13 protein-coding genes are annotated in these 20,301 nt (G+C 33.7%); 9 read left to right on the top strand and 4 right to left on the bottom strand.

Features of this window, described 5'->3' with window-relative positions; translation table 11 throughout:
- The first annotated feature begins 26 nt into the window (after positions 1 to 26).
- Together C8N41_RS12340 and C8N41_RS12345 are read left to right on the top strand one after the other, a co-directional pair.
- Positions 27 to 569, top strand: coding sequence for a hypothetical protein (locus tag C8N41_RS12340; protein ID WP_115839463.1), 543 nt, complete (start codon positions 27 to 29; stop codon positions 567 to 569).
- 127 nt (positions 570 to 696) lie between these two features.
- A complete protein-coding gene (locus C8N41_RS12345) occupies positions 697 to 2,394 on the top strand; it encodes a hypothetical protein (RefSeq protein ID WP_115839464.1) in 1,698 nt (565 codons plus the stop codon).
- 43 nt (positions 2,395 to 2,437) lie between these two features.
- Here the strand turns inward: C8N41_RS12345 and C8N41_RS12350 are convergent, their stop codons facing one another.
- Genes C8N41_RS12350 through C8N41_RS12360 form a run of 3 tightly spaced genes read right to left on the bottom strand, consistent with a single transcriptional unit; the run spans position 2,438 to position 8,305 of the window.
- Entirely contained in the window at positions 2,438 to 3,787 is a 1,350-nt protein-coding gene (locus C8N41_RS12350; protein ID WP_115839465.1) for a DEAD/DEAH box helicase, read from the bottom strand.
- A 46-nt stretch (positions 3,788 to 3,833) separates the two neighbouring features.
- Positions 3,834 to 7,376: a TraB/GumN family protein gene (locus tag C8N41_RS12355; protein WP_115839466.1), complete on the bottom strand. Its 3,543-nt coding sequence runs from the start codon at positions 7,374 to 7,376 to the stop codon at positions 3,834 to 3,836.
- A 38-nt stretch (positions 7,377 to 7,414) separates the two neighbouring features.
- The gene (locus C8N41_RS12360; RefSeq protein ID WP_115839467.1) at positions 7,415 to 8,305 is read right to left on the bottom strand and encodes an aldose 1-epimerase family protein; all 891 of its coding nucleotides are present in this window, start codon (positions 8,303 to 8,305) and stop codon (positions 7,415 to 7,417) included.
- A gap of 111 nt (positions 8,306 to 8,416) precedes the next feature.
- Here C8N41_RS12360 and pabB point away from each other — a divergent pair, with 111 nt between their 5' ends.
- Positions 8,417 to 9,709, top strand: coding sequence for an aminodeoxychorismate synthase component I (pabB, locus tag C8N41_RS12365; protein ID WP_115839468.1), 1,293 nt, complete (start codon positions 8,417 to 8,419; stop codon positions 9,707 to 9,709).
- A 203-nt stretch (positions 9,710 to 9,912) separates the two neighbouring features.
- On the opposite strand, the gene C8N41_RS12370 is transcribed toward pabB, so the two are convergent.
- Positions 9,913 to 10,602 (bottom strand): hypothetical protein, encoded by a 690-nt coding sequence (locus C8N41_RS12370; RefSeq protein WP_115839469.1) that lies wholly within the window; start codon positions 10,600 to 10,602, stop codon positions 9,913 to 9,915.
- Between the two features lie 156 nt (positions 10,603 to 10,758).
- Between C8N41_RS12370 and tilS the strand changes: the two genes are divergently transcribed.
- From tilS to C8N41_RS12400, 6 genes are all read left to right on the top strand, one after another.
- Positions 10,759 to 12,075, top strand: coding sequence for a tRNA lysidine(34) synthetase TilS (gene tilS / locus C8N41_RS12375; protein WP_115839470.1), 1,317 nt, complete (start codon positions 10,759 to 10,761; stop codon positions 12,073 to 12,075).
- Between the two features lie 77 nt (positions 12,076 to 12,152).
- A complete protein-coding gene (gene ade / locus C8N41_RS12380; protein WP_115839471.1) occupies positions 12,153 to 13,775 on the top strand; it encodes an adenine deaminase in 1,623 nt (540 codons plus the stop codon).
- 54 nt (positions 13,776 to 13,829) lie between these two features.
- The gene (locus C8N41_RS12385; RefSeq protein ID WP_115839472.1) at positions 13,830 to 16,280 is read left to right on the top strand and encodes a T9SS type A sorting domain-containing protein; all 2,451 of its coding nucleotides are present in this window, start codon (positions 13,830 to 13,832) and stop codon (positions 16,278 to 16,280) included.
- A gap of 65 nt (positions 16,281 to 16,345) precedes the next feature.
- Entirely contained in the window at positions 16,346 to 18,229 is a 1,884-nt protein-coding gene (locus C8N41_RS12390; RefSeq protein ID WP_115839473.1) for a CocE/NonD family hydrolase, read from the top strand.
- Between the two features lie 54 nt (positions 18,230 to 18,283).
- The gene (locus C8N41_RS12395) at positions 18,284 to 19,243 is read left to right on the top strand and encodes a YheT family hydrolase (RefSeq protein ID WP_115839474.1); all 960 of its coding nucleotides are present in this window, start codon (positions 18,284 to 18,286) and stop codon (positions 19,241 to 19,243) included.
- A gap of 179 nt (positions 19,244 to 19,422) precedes the next feature.
- On the top strand, positions 19,423 to 20,292 hold the full coding sequence (locus C8N41_RS12400; protein ID WP_115839475.1) for a hypothetical protein: 870 nt from the start codon (positions 19,423 to 19,425) through the stop codon (positions 20,290 to 20,292).
- Positions 20,293 to 20,301: the final 9 nt, after the last annotated feature.

Consider the following 20,301-nt stretch of genomic DNA (forward strand, 5'->3'; position numbering starts at 1 on the left):
TATAAGAACCTTAAACACACAACGTCATGGGAATTGAACTCGTAATATTTATAGCTGCTATTTTATTTGGTATTTTTATGTATTGGAGAGAATCTAATGGAAATGGTGCTTACCGTTTTTTAAATAAAATGGTGAATAGTAAAGAGCTTCAGATGAAAGCTAATAACCCTAAAGGTTTTGTGTATAAGCAATCACTTTTACCACGTATTATATTTGTAGTGAGCCTGGTTTTAATAGCGGCATTAATTATTGAATTTCTTACTCCAATAGCTGTTTTTAGTAGTTATAATGGGATTTCAGCATTTGCTTCTTTTGCCGTTGGAACACTTTTAGGAACCTACATTGCTAGTTTTGTTATTAAATCTTCTGAAGTTATTGAAGAGCAAAGTGAATCCTTAGAAGATAAATTTGATGATGTTGTAGAAAAAGGAAAAGATTTTTTAGAAGACCTAAAAAACAAGGACAATAAAGCTGTAGAAGAAGCCAAAAAGGAAATTGAAAATGAACCCAAAACAATAATGAATGAAAAAAGTGCTAGGGAGCGTTTAAAGGATAAAGGGCTGATGTAATATGAAAGGAATTATATTTTAGAAATAATAAACATAGTTGGTACTCCTTATTCTATACGTGATACGGAATCCACAAGAAAAGTTTAATAAATATAGATTCTTGCCTTTGCAGGAATAACAGAAAATCATGATAAAAAACTATTGGAATAAAGGAGGAAAACAAAAAGGAATTAGCATTGCTGTGGTATTATTACTATTGGTGTTATTATTCTTTTTTAGAGACGATTATCAACCTATTTTACTGTTTTTAAGAAAATTTATTTTTATCATTCTTGTTTGTGGTCTGGTATTATTTTTAGGGTTACGTAAATTTAGAAAATCAGCAAAAGTTGGAACCCGTTTAGGTATTCTAGCCTTGCTTATTATCTTTTTCGGATTGATATATGTTGTAGGTTGGCATTATAAAATGTACGATTATATGAAAACTTATAATGTGTTTAATGATCTTAACAAAGTTGAAATTAACGAGTTGCCCTTAACGCAAAATGAACGTATTCAGCCATTGCGAAACATTTTTTCTATGGCTAATGAAAGTGTTGGTGAAACAAAAGATGTATCCTTACCACACTTGGTACGCGTAGACGATCAAAATAAATGGACAATGGCTATACAGCCTAGTGAGAAGTACGTAATGCAACAAATAAGTGATAACACAGAAGAAGTATTTGCAGTAAGTAGTACAACGCCTTTTCCTCGTTTTTCTAATGAAAATAGAATCTCAGTAACTTTTTCAATTGGCGAGTCTTTAAAATTTAGCCGAAATACTTACAATGCCGTAGTGCAACGCTTTAATCCTTGGATGTTATTTAATTACGAACCTAGTGATACGTTTTATATGAAAAACGATAATGGTAATTGGGTAGAAGTGGTGAGTTTAATAAAATGGAAAGGTTTCTTTTTTCCTTATCCAAGTTTTGGTGGAGTGATGATTATAGATAGTGGTGAGCACGATTTTAATGACTATTTAGAGCGCATCACTATCGGAAAAGGAACCTTTGTGAGTCCGGATGATATTAAAAATTATCCCTTTTTAAACAAACAAAACACTTTAGCCGAAAATGTATCTCAATTGCAAGCAGAGTCGTTAAAATTTTTAGGAGGTTTTAGTGACCCACTACCATGGAATATGGAAACAGCAGTAAAGATTCCAGTAATGCCAAAGGATCAGAACCAACAACCGTATGTTACGGATTTTAATTTTGCAGGATCAAATTCAGATGCTTATAGTGGTTTGTATCATTGGTTTGGGTTAGAGCCAGTAGGTGATGAGCGTACCAGTTTAAGTTATAGTGTTTTTATTCCAGCAGATGGTACAAATACATTGTATTACTACGATCATGCCACTAAAAAACAAGGTTATGCAGGTGTTTCTGCCATGCCTTTAAAGGTTAAAGAATCGCGTAAAGAATACGATTGGAGTGCGAGTACACCTGTAGAGTTTAGACCTTACATTAAAGATATTGCAGGTAGAAAACGTATGTTTTTCTTAGGAACTATTTCTTCCATAAGTACAGCAGATGCCCAACAGTTTGATGGGTCTGCAACTCCAGATTTGGTGCTGATAGATAGCGAATATAGAGACGTAATTTGGATAGATGTAAAACACCCAAGTACATGGGATGAGGAAGTTTATAAGCAACTTAACGAAGCTTGGAGAGCTAGTGAAGGTATCGGTTATTATTTTAACGAAGCGCCAAAGGACAAAGACATAGTAGAGCAAGAAATAGATTCCTTAAAACGTATTCCGAAGGTAGAGAACAATACTGATAAAATCAATGCATTACAACGTCAGTTGGATTCATTGAAAGCGGCTAGTGCACAATAAGTTACTAAGCGTAGTGTGCTTGTTAAATCTAGAACAGGAAGTCTTATTTTTTATTGCGTCTATTATAATTTTTATCACCTCTAGTTTTTGGCTTCTTGTATTTTGCTGCAATTTTAAATTTGTAAGAGCCACCTAAATTTTCCTTTTGATTTTTTTCTTTTTTCTCATGAAAAGCAGGTCCTGGTGCATCTTCATCACGTCGTTTAGTAGGATTATTTCGCTCTCTAATTTGCGGACGTTCTTCTTCAATTAATTCTGTAGAAATCTCAACCTCATCAGGAATGTCAAGAGTTTTAATTTGCATTTGCATCAAAGCTTCAATGCGTTCTAAACCTTCTTGTTCTTTTTCTGTAGAAAATAAAATGGAATGTCCTTCTTGCTCAGCACGTCCTGTTCTACCAATTCTATGCATGTAGTTTTCTGGATAATCTGGTGTATCAAAATTAATAACATGAGATACTCCTTCAATATCCAACCCTCTGGCCATAACATCCGTTGCAATCAATAATCGGTTTTCACCTTCTCTAAATTGTTCTATGCTACGTAGTCTGTAATTTTGCGTTTTATTTGAATGGATAACACAAGATTCATTTGGGAACAATTCTTCAAACTGATTAAACAGTCGGTCAGCCATTTTCTTGTAAGCCACAAAAATCAATACTCTAGAGAATGTGTTCTTATCACGAAGCAAATGTTCTAGTAAATTTACTTTTGTATAAAAATTTGGAACATCGTAGCGCTCTTGTTTAATATTTTCTAATGGTGTTCCAGAAACAGCAATTGAAATTTTAGTAGGGTTAATGAAGAAATTCGTAATTAAATCATCTACGTCTTTAGTCATCGTTGCCGAAAACATAATATTTTGTCGGCGTTGCGGAAGCACATCAAAGATATTCATTAATTGGTGCCTAAACCCTAAATCTAACATCACATCAACTTCATCGATTACTAATTTTTGGATTGATTTTAATTGTAAAACACGGCTTACAGCTAAATCATACAACCGACCAGGTGTAGCTACAATAATATCTTGCCCCTCTGCAACGGCTTGTTTTTGAGTATTAATGTTGGTGCCACCATACACACCTAACACACGGTTATTAATGTATTTAGAAAATTTTTCGATTTCACTAACAACTTGCACTACTAACTCTCTTGTGGGAACTAAAACCAAGACTCTAGGGTTTTCTTGTCTAGAATATTTAAGATTTCTTAGTATCGGCAACATATAGGCTAAGGTTTTACCTGTACCTGTTTGTGCTATACCCACTACATCTTTACCAGAAGCAACCACACTAAAAGATTCTTCTTGTATTGGTGTAGGCGCTGTAAATCCTAGATCGTCTAAAGCGTTATATAATGGTGTATTTAAATTAAGGTCGTTAAAAGTCACGGTGTTGTTTTAAGGTGCAAAGATAGTTGTAATTAAATAACTATTTCTAATACTCTAAATAATCTGTAATTAGAGCGTCTATTTTTGTTTTCCAGTCATCATCATATTCATCCCAATAGGTATTAGAATCATACATTCTAAAGTCAGCATGTTGAGTTAATGTTTTTATCGGACCAACAATTCCAATATAGGATATACTTTCATCAGGATCGTCATCATTATAATCGAATTTAATAGCATAAAATTCAGAGTTAGCCTTCTCTATTTTTTTAAGAATGCTAATGTTGTCCGGAAAACCGCCATCTTCACCAGCGTAGTTGTAAAATGAAAGTGTAGCAAAAGCGTCTTCTGTTAGGTATTTTTTATCAATAACATGTAATTTGTTAATTTTATGATAGGCTTCCATTATTTCAAACCTAAAATACATGTCTTCTAAATACGTGTTTAATTGATTATCTGAAATGGTATACTCATTATATATGCGTGCTGTGAGGGCTAATAACCTCAACCATTTGTCATCTACTTGATTTAATAGTTTAGAGGTGAAAGCATCACTGATGCTATCATTATATTTTATAGTATTTAAGCTGTTTAAATAAGCGACCATTAAATTGTAGTAGGTATAGTCATAAGCGTCCTCTTCTCCTTCTTGTGGTGGTGGTAAATTAAAGAAAGTTTCAGCGTCTGTAGCTAAGTGAGATAACAGCTTTTTATAATGTTTAGTGACAATATCATTAGTGTCTAATTCGGAATTATACAGGTCATTAGACAAATATATTAGATCGCTTCTATATGACATATTAGACATTAATGAGGCTAATTTATCATAGTTTTCTAGAGTGTAATTTAATGAATCTCTAAACGGTTGAAGCATGGAGTAATCATAAGCGCTTTCTTCGGTTGGTGCTTTAGAAAATAATAATGTATTGTACAGCGGTAGCGCTTTGTTAGAGGTAATACTTGGAATAGCAACTAGTATGGCTGTCTTTAAAAAATCGGATGTTGAGGGAGCTTTATAAAACGCTTCTAAAATATCTAAAGCGCTTTCCTCATTAATTAAACTAAATTCATGAATAATATTCGCTTTAATTTCGTCGTTTGTTTCTTCCGAAAATGCATAATTGAGCGCTTCTTTTAATTGCACTATATCATCTTTGTCAAATTCGTAATATTCAAAAGATTTTATAGCTCTAGTATATGTTAATGAATCTGTAGATTTTAAATCTTCTATGATGTACTTTGCTTTAGATTCATAAATATCAATATTAGAAGTAACTGGTTTTATATCTATGGAATTAAAAATGTGTTCTACAAGGCCTGACTCAACTTCGTCTTCGGTTACAATAGCTCTAGCAATATGTAATCTGTAATTATTATACCAAACTCTATTTATAGTGATTTGACCTGTGTTTTTATATAGTTCATTTTTTACAGAAAATTGAATTATTGAATCCTTATTTTGAAGCATGTATTTGTCATCTATAATACTGTCATTTGGTTCAAGTAATTCGTTTTTATAAGCATCATAAAAGGTTTTAGCTGATGTTAACCTAAAGTATTTACCAATGTTATTATAGCCATATTGGTAGATGCTACCAGTATTTGAGTTTATGGATGTATAGTCATAAGAATCCTTAACGTTAGAATCCATAAGGTCAACGGTGTCAATGTCTTCGTTTACTCTTTTAAACAGCTGAATTTTAAAATCTTTATTTGGAGATTCATAATCCACGAGTTCAGGTGTGTTGTAAGGCAATAGGGTAAAGCTATTAAAAAAACCATCGTCAGTACTTACTTTGTCCGTTTCATTTAGTCTTTGCTTTAAAAGTAAATAGGTTCTGTTTCCTCTTATATAGGCACGAACGATACAATGGTATTTGTTGTTGAGTTTTAATTCATATTCGCGGCCTTCAATACCGTTTAAAAAAATAATTTTAGGTTCTGATACAGCAACAGATTTCTTTAATAGTGTATTCTCGGTATCTTTAAAGGCTATTTCGGGATTCTGAAGAAAATAGCCCATAGGTTGATCGTTATACCGAATTAAATAATTATTTTGATTTTCAATATCTGTAGCCATATACAGATTTAAAAAATAAGGTTCACCTTCTGTATTAAGCGGATTTGCTTGTTCTCGAGACATATCTTTTGCAGGTACTGGTATTTGCACTGTAAAAGCTCCTTGTTCACTTTTAAACTCTCGCCAACCTTTATTATCCTCAATTGGTGGTTCAATGCCATCTATTATAATAGATTCAAAATACCGATTAATATTATTTTCATCAATTTGTGCTTCAGGTGTTTCGGCAGAGAAATAATAAAAATGATTATACTTAACGACAAATCTCGCTTTTATTGCAATGTTATCAGGTAATTTGCAAGTTATATCATAGCCATGTTGATTCTTGTCTGTTAGTGGTTTACGCTCAATAATTTCGCCTCCTCTTTTTTCTAAAATGTTAGATATCATAGTTTCTAAGAAGGCCTCTCCTTGCTCTTCAGCCATAGTATAACCAGTATTAAACCCCATAAAGAGATAACTAGTGTTTGATGTCATATCTCCGTAGCCATGAATAGTAAACTTTTCAAAATCTTCTTTAAGATTTGGTGCTTTAGGTAATTCGAGTTGAAAGCCTAATTGATTATCTATGTAATTGTACCAATAGCCTTTTGAGGTATCTATATTATAAGTGTCTGCAACTCCAGTAAATTTAGCTTCAACCACACTAACATTATAGCCTTCTTTTTGTAATAATTCTATAACATTTCCTTCTCCCACTAAATGGGCAGCTCCAATTCCTGCAAAAAGACTACCGTTTTTCATGGTGTTTATAATGCTTGTTTTCATTACTTTATTTCTAGAAAGCATAGAATTATCTATCATGTCATTACGTTCTACAAATTCAGCAATCTTAGTTAAATCGCCAGTTGCATAAACTGTAGTCATGATTTCTTTAGTGCGATTAATGCTATCGATATCGACATCCAAATAACTTAAAATTTCCTCTCTTTTTTCTTCATCTGAAAGCCGATCGAAATAGTATATTTGATCATCAATGTCTTCTAGCCCAATAATCGTCTTGTTCATGGTTTGAGCTTGTCCAAGAAGATAAAAATCTACAAAAGTCGATTTGTCATCAACCTTGTCTATATCTGGTATAAGCATACTTAAAACATCATCTGGACTCATAATTTCGGAGTCCTCTAAACTAAAGTCGTTAATGGTTTTAAAGCGTTTTAATAAGCGTCTGTAATCTCTAGGTGCTAATAAGTTTTTAAAAAAATCATTGGCAGTAATTGTATAGGTGCGTTCAGTAATTGCAGTCATTAACGAATCTGCATTTATTTCAAGAGCAAAGTAATCTACACTTTCTATGGCTGGCATTACGGCATCGCTAAAATTGAAGACTCTTGCATCATCAATGTGCATGGTTCCAAAGAGGTAGGATGGAGATGCTAAATTGTTTCCTTCAATTTTCCATAATAAACTGTACGCATCTTGATTTTGAGCGTAAGATAATGGAGTTAAAAACAATAGAAATAACCAAGAAAAGAGTCTTGTTGTTTTTTTTGAGATTGGTGAATTCATGATTTGGTAGTTAGGATTGGTGATAGAAAATAGATGATTTATATAAGATGCTTTTGTGCAATTTCAATCGTATAAGTTGCATTAAATTTTGAACCTGCTTCCAAGCTCAAAATTCCTTCTTTAGTTTCTAGTTTTTGGTCTGTAGTTTCATTATCGGCATAACCTAACCATGGTTCAATACAAACGTAAGGTGCATTTGGTTTAGCCCAAATTCCTAAGGAATTAAAATCTTTAAAATTCACCTGTAATACTTCACCTTTTGTGCGGTGTTTTAAGCGTACCATTCTAGAATTAAGTTCTTTAAAGATAAGCGCATCTTCATTAAATAAATCTGGTCGTAGGTTTATGCGATTACCATCAGCGAATATAGGTTTGGTTTTATTAGTTAATAAACCATTGTCCATATTTAATAAATAAGTTGGACTCGTTTCATCCGTTTCAAATTCTAAATAATAATCCGTGTAAGCTTCATCTTCAGCAAGCGGACAATTAAAAGCGGGATGACCTCCTAAAGAAAAATACATTATTTTATCATCTAAATTGGTCACCGTATGAGTTATGGTCAATTTATTCTCATGCAGTGTGTAGGTGATTTCAAATTGAAATAAAAAAGGATATAGCTTAAATAACTCCGAATTAGAAGTTAGCCGAAACGTTATACTAGAATCGGTTTGGTTTGTAATATTCAAGTGATTATTATGCCTAACAAAACCATGCTTAGGCATCTGGTAGGTTTGACTATTGTAACGGTATGAATCCGCTTTTAGAGCTCCAATAATGGGAAACAGATTTGGTGCGTGACTGCCCCAAACCGTAGGGTCTGCTTGCCATAAAAATTCTGTTTGATGCTTTACAGAAGTGATATGGCTCAATTCTGCGCCTTTCGACTTTATTTGAATGTGAAGTAGGTCGTTTTTTAAACTAGGCATGTCTTTTTATTTTTCTGAAATATACAACACTAATTATTTATCATGCAAGGATTCATAAACAGGGTAGGTAACTTATATAAAGTTTGGTAAATTGCAGCAATTATTTTTCTATTGAGAACAACACAAATTCATACACCGAAAAACCTAGCGAAATTTAAGCAAAATCTTTTGCAATGGAGTCAACAGTTTGATGATGTGGTTTGGTTAGATTCTAACAATCATCACGATCAATACAGCAATTACGATGCGGTTTTGGCAGTTGATGCATTTACGGTTTTAAAAACAGATTATTTCGATGCTTTTGAGCGTCTTAGAGACTATCAAAACACTACAAAAGATTGGATTTTTGGTTATTTAACATACGATTTAAAAAACACAACAGAGCGTCTACAGTCTAAAAATTACGATGGTCTGGCGTTTCCAGATTTGTATTTTTTTCAACCTAAAAAACTCTTTTTAATTAAAGATCAGGTGGTTGAAATTCAGTATTTAAATATGGTAAATGATGAGATAGAGAGTGATATAGAATCTATTAACCATACATCGTCTATCGCTCTAGGAAAGTCTCAAAATGCTATTAAAATTAAACTTAGAATTCATAAAGATGACTATTTTGAGAATATTCATAAAATGTTGGCACACATACATAGAGGTGATATTTATGAAGCTAATTTTTGTCAAGAGTTTTATGCCGAAGATAGTTGTATACAGCCACTAGAAACATTTAAAAAGCTCAATCAAATTTCGAAGCCTCCTTTTGCGAGTTTCTTCAAATTTGAAGACAAATACCTTATGTCTGCTTCTCCAGAACGCTATATTTCAAAGAAAGGAACTACAGTAATTTCTCAACCTATAAAAGGAACAGCTAAACGTTCTAATGACAAGGATGAGGACACTCAATTAGCCAAAAACTTAGCAAAAGATCCTAAGGAGCGTAGCGAAAATATCATGATTGTAGATTTGGTCCGTAATGATTTATCACATACAGCAATTAAAGGCAGTGTAGAGGTAAAGGAATTGTGTAAGGTGTATTCTTTTTTACAAGTGCATCAAATGATTTCTACAATTCAATCTACCGTAGCGCCAGAAACTACGGTAGTTGATATTTTGAAGTCAACATTTCCTATGGGAAGCATGACAGGTGCTCCTAAGATTTCAGCCATGAAAATTATAGAGAACCTTGAAGCTACAAAACGTGGATTGTATTCGGGTTCGGTTGGTTATATTGCGCCTAATGGTGACTTCGATTTTAATGTTATTATTAGAAGTATCCTTTATAACGAAACCAAAAAATACATTTCTTATTCCGTTGGTGGTGCGATTACGGCTCAAAGCGATCCTCTTAAAGAATACGAAGAATGCTTAATTAAAGCAAAAGCCATGCGCGAAGCCTTAGAAGGATAGTTATTTAGTCTCAATTTTCATATGCACTTCGACTGCGTTCGGTGAGACATTTAGTTTCAATTTGTCCTTTTTCTTAAGATTTAACACTAAAATATCATTTCATCATCTAGAAAAATTGCTCTGTGCCTCTTCGTGCCTTCTTTGTGTAACTCTGAGTAATAGTTTATTTACCCTAACAACTAACAACTAACAACCAAAACCCATTACTCAATATGTCGTCTAAATGTTCGTTTTACTTTATCAAAAATATCCACGACACGTTTCTCTTCTAGTTTTTTAATCTTAGCAATCGATTCAAAATCTAGCTTCCCAAAAATGTACAAATCCATAATGTTAGACACATTAAAAGGGAGCCAATTATAAAGTTTGCCAAATACTTCTGATTCTTGTTTTGTTGATAAGTCCTTAACCTCAAAAGCATTTAAAATAGACGTTTCTTTATCTGAGTAGAGTTGTAGTGTATTATTCTCATTTTGTTGGTATGAGATGTCATTCAACTCTGTGTTTAAGATAAAATCAAAATCAGCATCAATGGTGTAATCTTCACTGAGTTTAGATAATTCATGCTTTAAAATAGCGTCTGTGCTAATGGTTTCTTTATGATAAGCTTCGTTTTTAAACAAAACATTCATGTAGTTGTCTACAATTCTAAACAGCTCTAATTTTACTGCCATAGGTTCCGCATCAACGTTAAAGCCATTTTCGTAAAGGCTAATTATGCTCTCATCGATAATACCGTTAGATGAAAACATATTTTTTGGCAGAATTCCCGTTGTTTCAGCAATATAAATTCTATGTTTTACATAAGGGTGTAAATGTGGTAATGCAGAAAGCACCTTTTTATCAAAGGCAGTTCGTGCAGGTGATTTTGTTAATTTGTCTGTAGCACTCATGACCTATTCATTTTTAAATTCTCTTAAAGTTAATCAAAAAGAATACATGTCTTTATGATAAAAATCATTTTAACATCATAACACATGGACTAAGACTTATAAAATTTTGAGCTTTTGGATTTCTAAAGGCATAAATAAATTCTATACCTTTGAAAAGTGCAATCAGACTTTAAAATACATATTAATAATAACCTTTCTATCCTAAAAGAAGGGAAGTTACTTATCGCCATTTCTGGTGGTATCGATAGTGTTGTGTTAGCACATCTGTGTTCTCAAATGGAGCTTCAATTTTCTCTGGCGCATTGTAATTTTAATCTTCGCGCCGAAGAAAGTCAGAAAGACGAAGCTTTTGTAGTTTCTTTAGCAGAAGAATTAGGAGTAGAGGTATTTATTCAGCATTTTGATACCGAAGTTTATGCCAAAACGCATAAGTGTTCTATACAAATGGCAGCGCGCGAATTGCGGTACGATTGGTTTAAAGAACTAGCCAAACAATTAAAATTCGATTACATCTTAACAGCACATCATGCCGATGATAATCTTGAAACTTTTCTTATCAATTTCACTAGAGGAACTGGTTTAAATGGCTTAACAGGTATTCCAATGGTTAACAACAATATCGTTAGACCATTATTGCCTTTTTCTAGACGCCAGATTGAAACCTTTGTTAAAGATCATAAAATCACTTGGAGAGAGGATGCGAGTAATGCCTCACGAAAATATTTAAGAAATAAGTTGAGACACGATGTTGTTCCTATTTTAAAGGAAATTAATCCGCAATTGTTAGATAGTTTTCAAAATACATTACAGCATCTTAATGATACAGCTGTAATTGTTGAAGAGCAATTATCTGCTTTTAAGAAGCAAGCCATAGTGTCTGAAGATCATCTTGGAACGACTTACAAAATTGCCGCATTTAAAGCCGTTAAAAACCAAAGAGCTTATCTCTTTGAAATTTTTAAAAATTATGGGTTTACGGAGTGGAATGATGTTGAAGATTTATTGGAGGCACAATCTGGAAAGCTGGTAAAATCGAATTCTCATCGTTTAATTAAACATCGTGAGTTTTTAATTTTAACCGATTTTTGTCATTCTGAGCAAAACCAAAAATCCATATTAATCCATGAAGCCGTAAGAGAAATAGAAACACCAATCGGGAAACTTTCTTTTAATATGGTTAAAGCACTTGGTGACGTTTCTAATACCACGATTTTTGTAGACAAAGCTACTTTAAAATTCCCTTTAGAACTGCGCTTATGGAAAGCGGGCGATGTTTTTCAACCGATAGGAATGACCGGGAAAAAGAAAGTGAGTAAATACCTTAAAGATGAAAAAGTATCACTTATAGAAAAGGAACATACTTGGGTGTTATGTTCAGAAAATAAGATCGTTTGGTTAATAGGGAAACGTGCAGATGATCGTTTTAAAGTTACAGAATATACTAAAAAAACACTTAAAGTAAGTGTTGTATGATATGTATTAAATAGTTTGTAAGTCAAAGTGATACATGTTTAATTGAGTCGTTTTTTAGAAATATTAAAATTTGAAATTTGAAATTAAAAGGAAACATTGTAGATATTCAAAATAGAAGTATCTACCAAGGGGAAGTGACTGTTGAAAACGGTAAAATTAAATCAATCGAAAAGAAAAACTGCGACGAAAATCATTACATTTTACCAGGTTTTGTAGATGCTCATATTCATATTGAAAGTTCTATGTTGGTACCAAGTGAGTTTGCTAAAATAGCGGTGAATCACGGTACTGTTTCCACAGTTTCCGATCCACATGAAATCGCTAATGTGCTTGGCGTAAAAGGTGTGGAATTCATGATAGAAAATGGAAAACAAACCCCTTTTAAATTCAATTTTGGAGCACCATCGTGTGTGCCAGCTACAAGTTTTGAGTCGGCAGGCGCTGTTATTGATTCGGACGCTATTAAAACCTTAATGGAGAATCCGGATATTAAGTATTTGGCCGAAATGATGAATTATCCTGGAGTTATTTACGATGATGCCGAAGTTTTAAAGAAAATAGAATGGGCAAAACACTATAATAAACCCGTAGATGGACATGCACCAGGTTTAAGAGGTGAAAATTTAACCAAATATATTTCAGCTGGAATTTCTACAGATCATGAGTGTTTTTCTTTTGATGAAGGTCTAGAAAAACTACAAAAAGGCATGAAGGTCATTATCCGAGAGGGTAGTGCAGCTAAAAACTTTGAAGCCTTAATTGGCTTGTTAGATGAACATTATGAAAATATGATGTTTTGTAGCGATGACAAACATCCTGATGATTTGTTATTAGGGCATATTAATCAATTGTGTGCGAGAGCTGTAGCAAAAGGAGTCGATGTTTTTAAAGTGTTGCAAGCGGCTTGTGTAAATCCGGTAAAACACTATAATCTCGATGTGGGATTGCTAAATGTTGGTGATGCTGCAGATTGTATTGTTGTTGAAGATTTAAAAGATTTTAAAACGCTTGAAACCTATATCAATGGTCAGTTGGTATTTGCTAACGGAGTTTCACATGTGAAGCATGTAGATTTTGAGAATTTAAATAATTTCAACACCGATAAAAAGGACGTTTCAGATTTTAGATTTGAATCTGATGCCAAGAAAATTAGAGTGATTGAGTGTTTAGACGGAGAATTAGTAACCAATGAAATCATCGTAGATTCTAAAATTGAAAATGGGAATCTGGTGTCTAACACAGAGACCGATGTGTTAAAAATGACGGTTGTTAATCGTTATCAAAATGACAAGCCTTCTATTGCATTCATTAAAAATTATGACTTAAAAGAAGGCGCTATTGCAAGTTCTGTGGGTCACGATTCGCATAATATCATTGCTATCGGAGTGTCTGACGAAGCGATTTGTAAAGCCGTTAATTTATTAGTAGAAAATGAAGGGGGAATTTGTGCAGTAAGCGATACAGAGGAGAAAGTAGTTGCGCTGCCTGTGGCAGGAATTATGAGTGACAAAAATGCTGAGGTTATTGGGAAACAATATTCAGAACTCGATAAAATGGCCAAACAATTAGGTAGTCAGCTTCATGCTCCATATATGAGTTTATCCTTTATGGCTCTGTTGGTGATTCCGGCTTTAAAACTAAGTGATAAAGGCTTGTTTGATGGTGGGAAATTTGAATTCACATCCGTTAAAGCCTCTTAAATTTTAACAATTTTAGGTTATTTTAATTATTAAATTGCGCCAAAATCATCAATCATGAAACATATTCTTTTAATCGTTGCCTTATTATGTGCAACAATTAGTAACGCACAATTAAGGACTACAAGCTATGTCACTGTCGGAGGTACTGGTGACTACACCAATCAACCGTATGTACCACAAGCAAAATTTTCGCGTACGCAAACCATTTATTATCCAGAGCAAATTAAATTTAATGGTGAGATTACTGGATTACGATTTTTTACCGCGTTTTCTAACACAACGACGTCACCAACGCCAAATACCAACTTAATTTTTAAAATTGGTCATACAACCAAAGAAGAATTTGAATCTGGAGATGGATTTATTGCTGATGAAGATTTAACCGAAATTGGAATTACAACGTACTATGCTAATGCTTACGAGTTTATTCTCATTTTTGATGAGTCTTTTAACTACAATGGCATCGATAATTTAGTGATTGATGTTGAAGATGTCAATCCAGGGCAATCTTCGAGTGCCTTATTTGGGTGGCAAGGCACGGAAAATTTTAATAATCCACCAACCCGAAGTAGAGTTCGTATTACGGAAGCTTTTGATGATGGATCTACATCAACCTCAGTGTTGTATCAGAATTCATTCGCAAAAACGCGTTTCGATGGTAACTTGCAAGTCTGTCAAACCAGTTCTGTTGCAAGTATAGACAACGTTACAAATACCACGGCAGAATTCACGCTTAATGAAAATACAGAAGCCAATCATTACAGATATGTTATTACTGAAGCTGGTGAGGATATTCCTGAATCGTATACTGTAACCAATGATCTTACATTTTCAGTGTCTGACTTGTTGCCTTCACAAGATTATTATGTCAATGTAAAAACCGACTGTGATGCTTTTGGTGTGACGTCTGGTTATCGTAGCTATTACTTTAAAACCAGACCAAATGCCTTGAGTTTACCATATACTATTGATTTTGAATCTGATTTTGCACGCGATTATGCAATACCGAATTACGGAGTAGAGATTAATGCTGAAGCGGCCAATGAGAGTGGTTTTGGGTTAATGCTTAATGGTCCTGGCTATCCGCAATATCTGAACTATGTTGATTACGGAGATCCGTTTGAAGAAAATCAAGATTTTATAAGAACATTTTCAATAGATGTCGATCTTACTCAAAATGCAATTCATCCTATACTTAAATTTGATATTAATCAAACTGCTGAAGCATATTTACGTGTAAAAATAAAGCCCTATGCCGATGATAATGTTTACACAGGTGTTGCGGAAGATTTTATTTATAATGCAGCTTATGATGATAATGATTTTAAAACCGCTTCAATAGATTTGTCCCAATTTGTTGGCGAACTGATTACTATTAAGCTTGAAAATGTAAGCAAATCTACAACTAGAAAAACGTATTTAGATAATATTAAAATATTAGAAAATGATTGCGAAGTCATCACTAATATAGCATCAGTTAGTAGCGACAATAGTATTGCGTTAAATTGGGATGCCACTGCTGATGGTGCCTATGAAGTGGTTGCTGCAGAATTTGAAGAAAATCCTAGTGTAGATTATATACCTGCGGATACTGAAAGCTATACGTTTTCAGAATTACCAGCAGCGACATCGTATAAGCTTTTTGTTCGTAATAGTTGTGAGACGTCTCATTCGCCTTGGTCAAAAATATATGCGTCCACTGATCCTGAATATTTAGAACCAGGTTACGATAATTATTTTAATGATGAAGCTGTATTAGAAACTAATTTGTTTTCTGTAATGCATAGTGAATCTTCTAAATTAGAATTTGTAAATTATTCTGTTTATGATCGATTAGTGCTTCATCAACGCGACTCAAATGCTGAGTGGGTTGGAGGAGATGCTACAACGGAAACTCAAGCTTGGAATGAGAATAAGGATTTTTTAACAGGTTTAAAGTTTAAAATCGATGGAGCTCATCTTTCCGACGGTAATGTAGATATTACATTTAATCAATTGCATCATTATAGCTCTACCCCTTCAAATTCATGGTTTAGAATCCTCATTAATGGAGAACAATATGGTCCTAGTTACAACCCTACCACAAGATATCAAGATCCTTTAACTACGGTAAGTGTAGATTTAGATCCGTATTTGGGAGGTGATATAACCTTTGAGTTGCAACATGTTGGACGCACTAAAGATTATTTTTCATTCACGCCAATTGGAGGAGATGGTACAGTTATTAATAGAATAGTGTTTACAGGAAATGCCTTGTCTATTGACGATTCAGAACATCTTTCAGTAAAGTTATATCCTAATCCTGCAACATCAGAAGTTCTTATTGAAGGACTGCAACACCAAAGCGAACTTACTATTGTGGATGTAAATGGAAGAGCGCTTAAATCGTTTACCTCACGTAATACTTCTGCTTCATTAGATGTGTCTGAATATAATTCGGGTTTATATTTTGTTGAAATTAAATCAGGAGAGCAATTGCAAACATTAAAATTTATAAAACAATAACTAGTTGAAGTTGACGTACTTATTTGGTGTAGAAGTCATCTTTTAACTCTTAAATTATTAAATATATGATTAAGTATTGTCTTTTTATAGTCTTATTTGTCGTAGGATTATTGAGCTGTAGTGAAACCAAACATCAAGCGATTGCAACCTCAGAGGTTGATCAATCTGAAGAGGCATATGCAAAAGATAATTACACCAAAAAAGAAGTGATGATTGGTATGCGCGATGGTATAAAACTGCACACTACCATTTATACACCAAAAGACACGACTAAAACCTACCCGATTTTAATGATGCGAACTCCATATAGCTGTCGTCCATATGGTGATGATGAATTTAAAGCTAAATTAGGCCCTAATAAATACCTAATGGAAGAGGGGAATATAATGGTGTATCAAGATGTGCGAGGTCGTTGGAATAGTGAAGGGGTTTACGATAACATGCGTGCTTATATTCCGAATAAAGCAGGAAACCAAACCGACGAGGCTAGTGATACTTATGATACGATTGAATGGTTAATCAACAACGTAGAACATAATAATGGTAACGTTGGGACGTATGGCATTTCATATCCTGGGTTTTATGCCACGTATTCTTTATTAGACTCACATCCGGCATTAAAAGCCGTGTCTCCTCAAGCCTGTATTGGCGATTTCTTTTTTGATGATTTTATTCATAATGGTGCTTATTTATTAAGTTATTGGAGAGTCTCAGGTTTGTTTGGCTATATGAAGGATCAACCTACAACAGAATCTTGGTATACATTACCCGATTTAAAAACAGAAGACCAACATCAGTTTTTCTTAGATCATATGCCTTTAAGTAAATTAGATCAGTATTACGATAGTACCAATGTATTTATGCAGCAACTGAAAACACATGTAACTTATGATGAATTTTGGCAATCGAGAGGTATTATTCAACATTTAAAAGACATTAAGCCAGCCACTATGGTTGTCGGAGGATTATTTGATGCTGAAGATTTATACGGTCCATTTAATACTTATAAAAGTATTGAAGCTAATAGCGATAATTACAATACGGTTGTATTTGGACCATGGAGTCATGGTGATTGGGCTAGAAATAGCGAACGACAAGTGGTAGGAAATATTCATTTTGGGGATAGTATATCTGATTATTTTCAGAAAAATATTGAAACCAAGTTCTTTAATCATTTCTTAAAAGGTGAAGCTAATGGACATACAGAATTAGCAGAAGCGCACATGTTTAATACAGGGACAAAAGAATGGCAATCGTTTGAAACTTGGCCGCCAGAAAATACAGTAAAACAAGATTACTTTATGCAGCCTTATCAACGTTTAACAAAACAAGCGAATCGTATGCTGGCAACGTCAGACTTTATAAGTGACCCGAGAAAGCCAGTGCCTTATACGGAAGATATAAAAGTCGGGTTTACACCGCGTAAATTCATGACCGATGATCAACGTTTTGCCTCTAGACGTCCTGATGTCTTAACTTTTGAAACTGAAATTTTAGAAAATGATGTGACACTTGCAGGTGATATTTTAGCAAAACTAAAGGTGTCTACTACAGGAACCGCAGCCGATTGGATTGTAAAAGTTATTGATGTATTTCCTGCAGATACTAAAAATACAGACGATGTTCAAGATCACCTAAAACTAAGCAATTACCATATGATGGTGCGAAGCGAAGTGTTACGAGGACGATTTAGAAATAGTATGACAGAGCCAGAACCTTTTGTGCCAAATCAAAAAACAGCGATTAACTTAAAGTTGCAAGACGTGTTTCATACCTTTAAAAAAGGACATAAAATTCAGGTGCAAGTACAGAGTACATTCTTCCCGTATATTGATGCGAATCCACAGACGTACGTAGAGAATATTTTTGAAGCAAAGGCAAGTGATTATCAAAAACAGACCCATAAGGTGTTCAATGACTCATCTATTGAATTTACGATTCTGAAATAATTAGAAGATGTCACCTTGAGCGCAGTCGAAAGGTCGCTATAAAACTAAAAATTAATGCCAGTAATAGAATCCACTTACAAACCACCATTCTGGGCCAAAAAGAGTTTTGTGTCTACTGTGTTTTCAGGATTAGCCCGAAGTGTGAAAGGGGTAGAGCAAACACGGGAACGCATCACCTTACCTGATACTGATTTTGTAGATTTAGACTGGAGCTATGCTCAAGAAAAATCTAATAAAGTGATTATTTTACTTCATGGTTTAGAAGGCAGTGCGCAGCGTCCATATATTACGGGAACTGCAAAGTTATTCAATCATCATAACATCGATGCTTGTGCGGTGAATTTTAGAGGCTGTAGCGGTGAACCTAACACCTTATTTCGAAGTTACCATTCTGGTGCTACAGAAGATTTAGACGCTGTGGTGCAACATTTGTTATTAAAAGGACAATACGACGAAATCTATATTAAAGGTATTAGTTTAGGGGCAAATATGGTTTTGAAATATGTGGGTGAAGGAAGGGAAATTCCAGCAGAATTAAAGTCTGTTATTGCAGTATCTACACCTTGTGACCTAAAAGGCTCTTGTGGTGAATTATTAAGTTTGAAAAACAAACATTACGCGATTCGATTTTTAGCACATTTAAAAGAGAAGCTTAAGCCTAAATTAGAACAATTCCCTAATGATCTATCATTGGCCGATTTTAATGCGATTAAAACTTTAATCGATTTTGATGATATTTATACGGCAAAAGCACATGGTTTTGAGAGCGCTTTAGATTATTATAAGAAAGCAAGTTGTTTACAGTTTCTTCCAAATATTAAAGTTCCTTCTTTAATTATAAATGCACTTAATGATTCATTTTTATCTCCAGAATGTTATCCTGTAAAAGAAGCCAAACAAAATTCTAATCTCTTTTTAGAAATGCCAAAATATGGTGGGCATGTTGGGTTTGTGGATAAGAAAAATATATACTACAATGAAAAACGTGCTTTGGCGTTTGTGAGAGATAATTAGGTTTTAAACAATATTTGTTTCTTAAAATCGAAAAACTTTTATATTCTTTATTACTTAAATGTTAAGATAAGGTGGTGGTAGTAATTTAATAATACAGGTAACATTTTTATGCGGTTTTTGTAATCGTTGTATAATACTGACGTAATAGGTCGAAGGCTTTAATTTCATTTTTTTGTGATATGAAACTGAAGCCTTTTTTTATCATCCAACTATGCGCTTTTCTAATCTTTTTAGCAAGAGCTTACCAATTTTATTTTTTCGGAGCACCTTTTAGAGCTATCCTTTGGGATGAAAGCTTAATGAGTCCTATTGTTGAAAATGTTTTCAATACCTCTTGGTTCGATTATGCCACAAGTCCAGAAACCAACAAAGGCATCACCAATCTTACAGTGTTTTTTAGCATCGTCCTATTTGTATCTGCGTTTGTCAGTCTATTTTGGAAACAGATTCCGTATGTAAGACTTAAAAAAAGTATTATAGGGTTTAGTTTGTTTATCTTATTTATACTTGGTGTATGCATGGTTAAAGATAAAAACTATGATTTTTTACAATTTTTTGAGCTAACCATACAATTTGCAGCACCTTTAGTACTCTTTTTTACCAAAGACTTTGAAACCTTAAATAAACAAAAGCTTATTTTCTGGTTAAAGGTATCTATAGCATTAACATTTATTCCACATGGACTTTTTGCTATGGGATTCATATATGTGCCAGGTCATTTTATTGATATGACTATTAAAATATTGGGTGTAACCGAAACTCATGCTAGGCAGCTGTTGTTTGTAGTTGGATTATTAGATGTTATAGCGGCCGCTTTTCTATTTATACCTAAGTTGGTAAAACCTGCTTTTATGTATATCATTATTTGGGGTATTTTAACAGCGCTAGCTAGAGTTGTAGCTGGGTTTAACTACGATTTTTTCCTCAATTCTATCCATCATTTTATGTATTTAACGGTTTACCGATTACCACACGGATTATTGCCTTTAGCAACTTTAATGCTTTACGGCCTTTACGATAAAACATTAAAAACAAAACACAACAATTAAAAACCAACC

The organism is Winogradskyella sediminis, from assembly GCF_003387355.1.
Taxonomy (GTDB): Bacteria; Bacteroidota; Bacteroidia; order Flavobacteriales; family Flavobacteriaceae; genus Winogradskyella; species Winogradskyella sediminis.

Bases quoted from the DNA above. Each gene is read 5' to 3' on its own strand.
- C8N41_RS12340 (WP_115839463.1), top strand. From the start codon at position 27: ATGGGAATTGAACTCGTAATATTTATAGCTGCTATTTTATTTGGTATT.
- C8N41_RS12345 (WP_115839464.1), top strand. From the start codon at position 697: ATGATAAAAAACTATTGGAATAAAGGAGGAAAACAAAAAGGAATTAGC.
- C8N41_RS12355 (WP_115839466.1), bottom strand. From the start codon at position 7,376: ATGAATTCACCAATCTCAAAAAAAACAACAAGACTCTTTTCTTGGTTA.
- C8N41_RS12360 (WP_115839467.1), bottom strand. From the start codon at position 8,305: ATGCCTAGTTTAAAAAACGACCTACTTCACATTCAAATAAAGTCGAAA.
- C8N41_RS12370 (WP_115839469.1), bottom strand. From the start codon at position 10,602: ATGAGTGCTACAGACAAATTAACAAAATCACCTGCACGAACTGCCTTT.
- C8N41_RS12385 (WP_115839472.1), top strand. From the start codon at position 13,830: ATGAAACATATTCTTTTAATCGTTGCCTTATTATGTGCAACAATTAGT.
- C8N41_RS12390 (WP_115839473.1), top strand. From the start codon at position 16,346: ATGATTAAGTATTGTCTTTTTATAGTCTTATTTGTCGTAGGATTATTG.
- C8N41_RS12395 (WP_115839474.1), top strand. From the start codon at position 18,284: ATGCCAGTAATAGAATCCACTTACAAACCACCATTCTGGGCCAAAAAG.
- C8N41_RS12400 (WP_115839475.1), top strand. From the start codon at position 19,423: ATGAAACTGAAGCCTTTTTTTATCATCCAACTATGCGCTTTTCTAATC.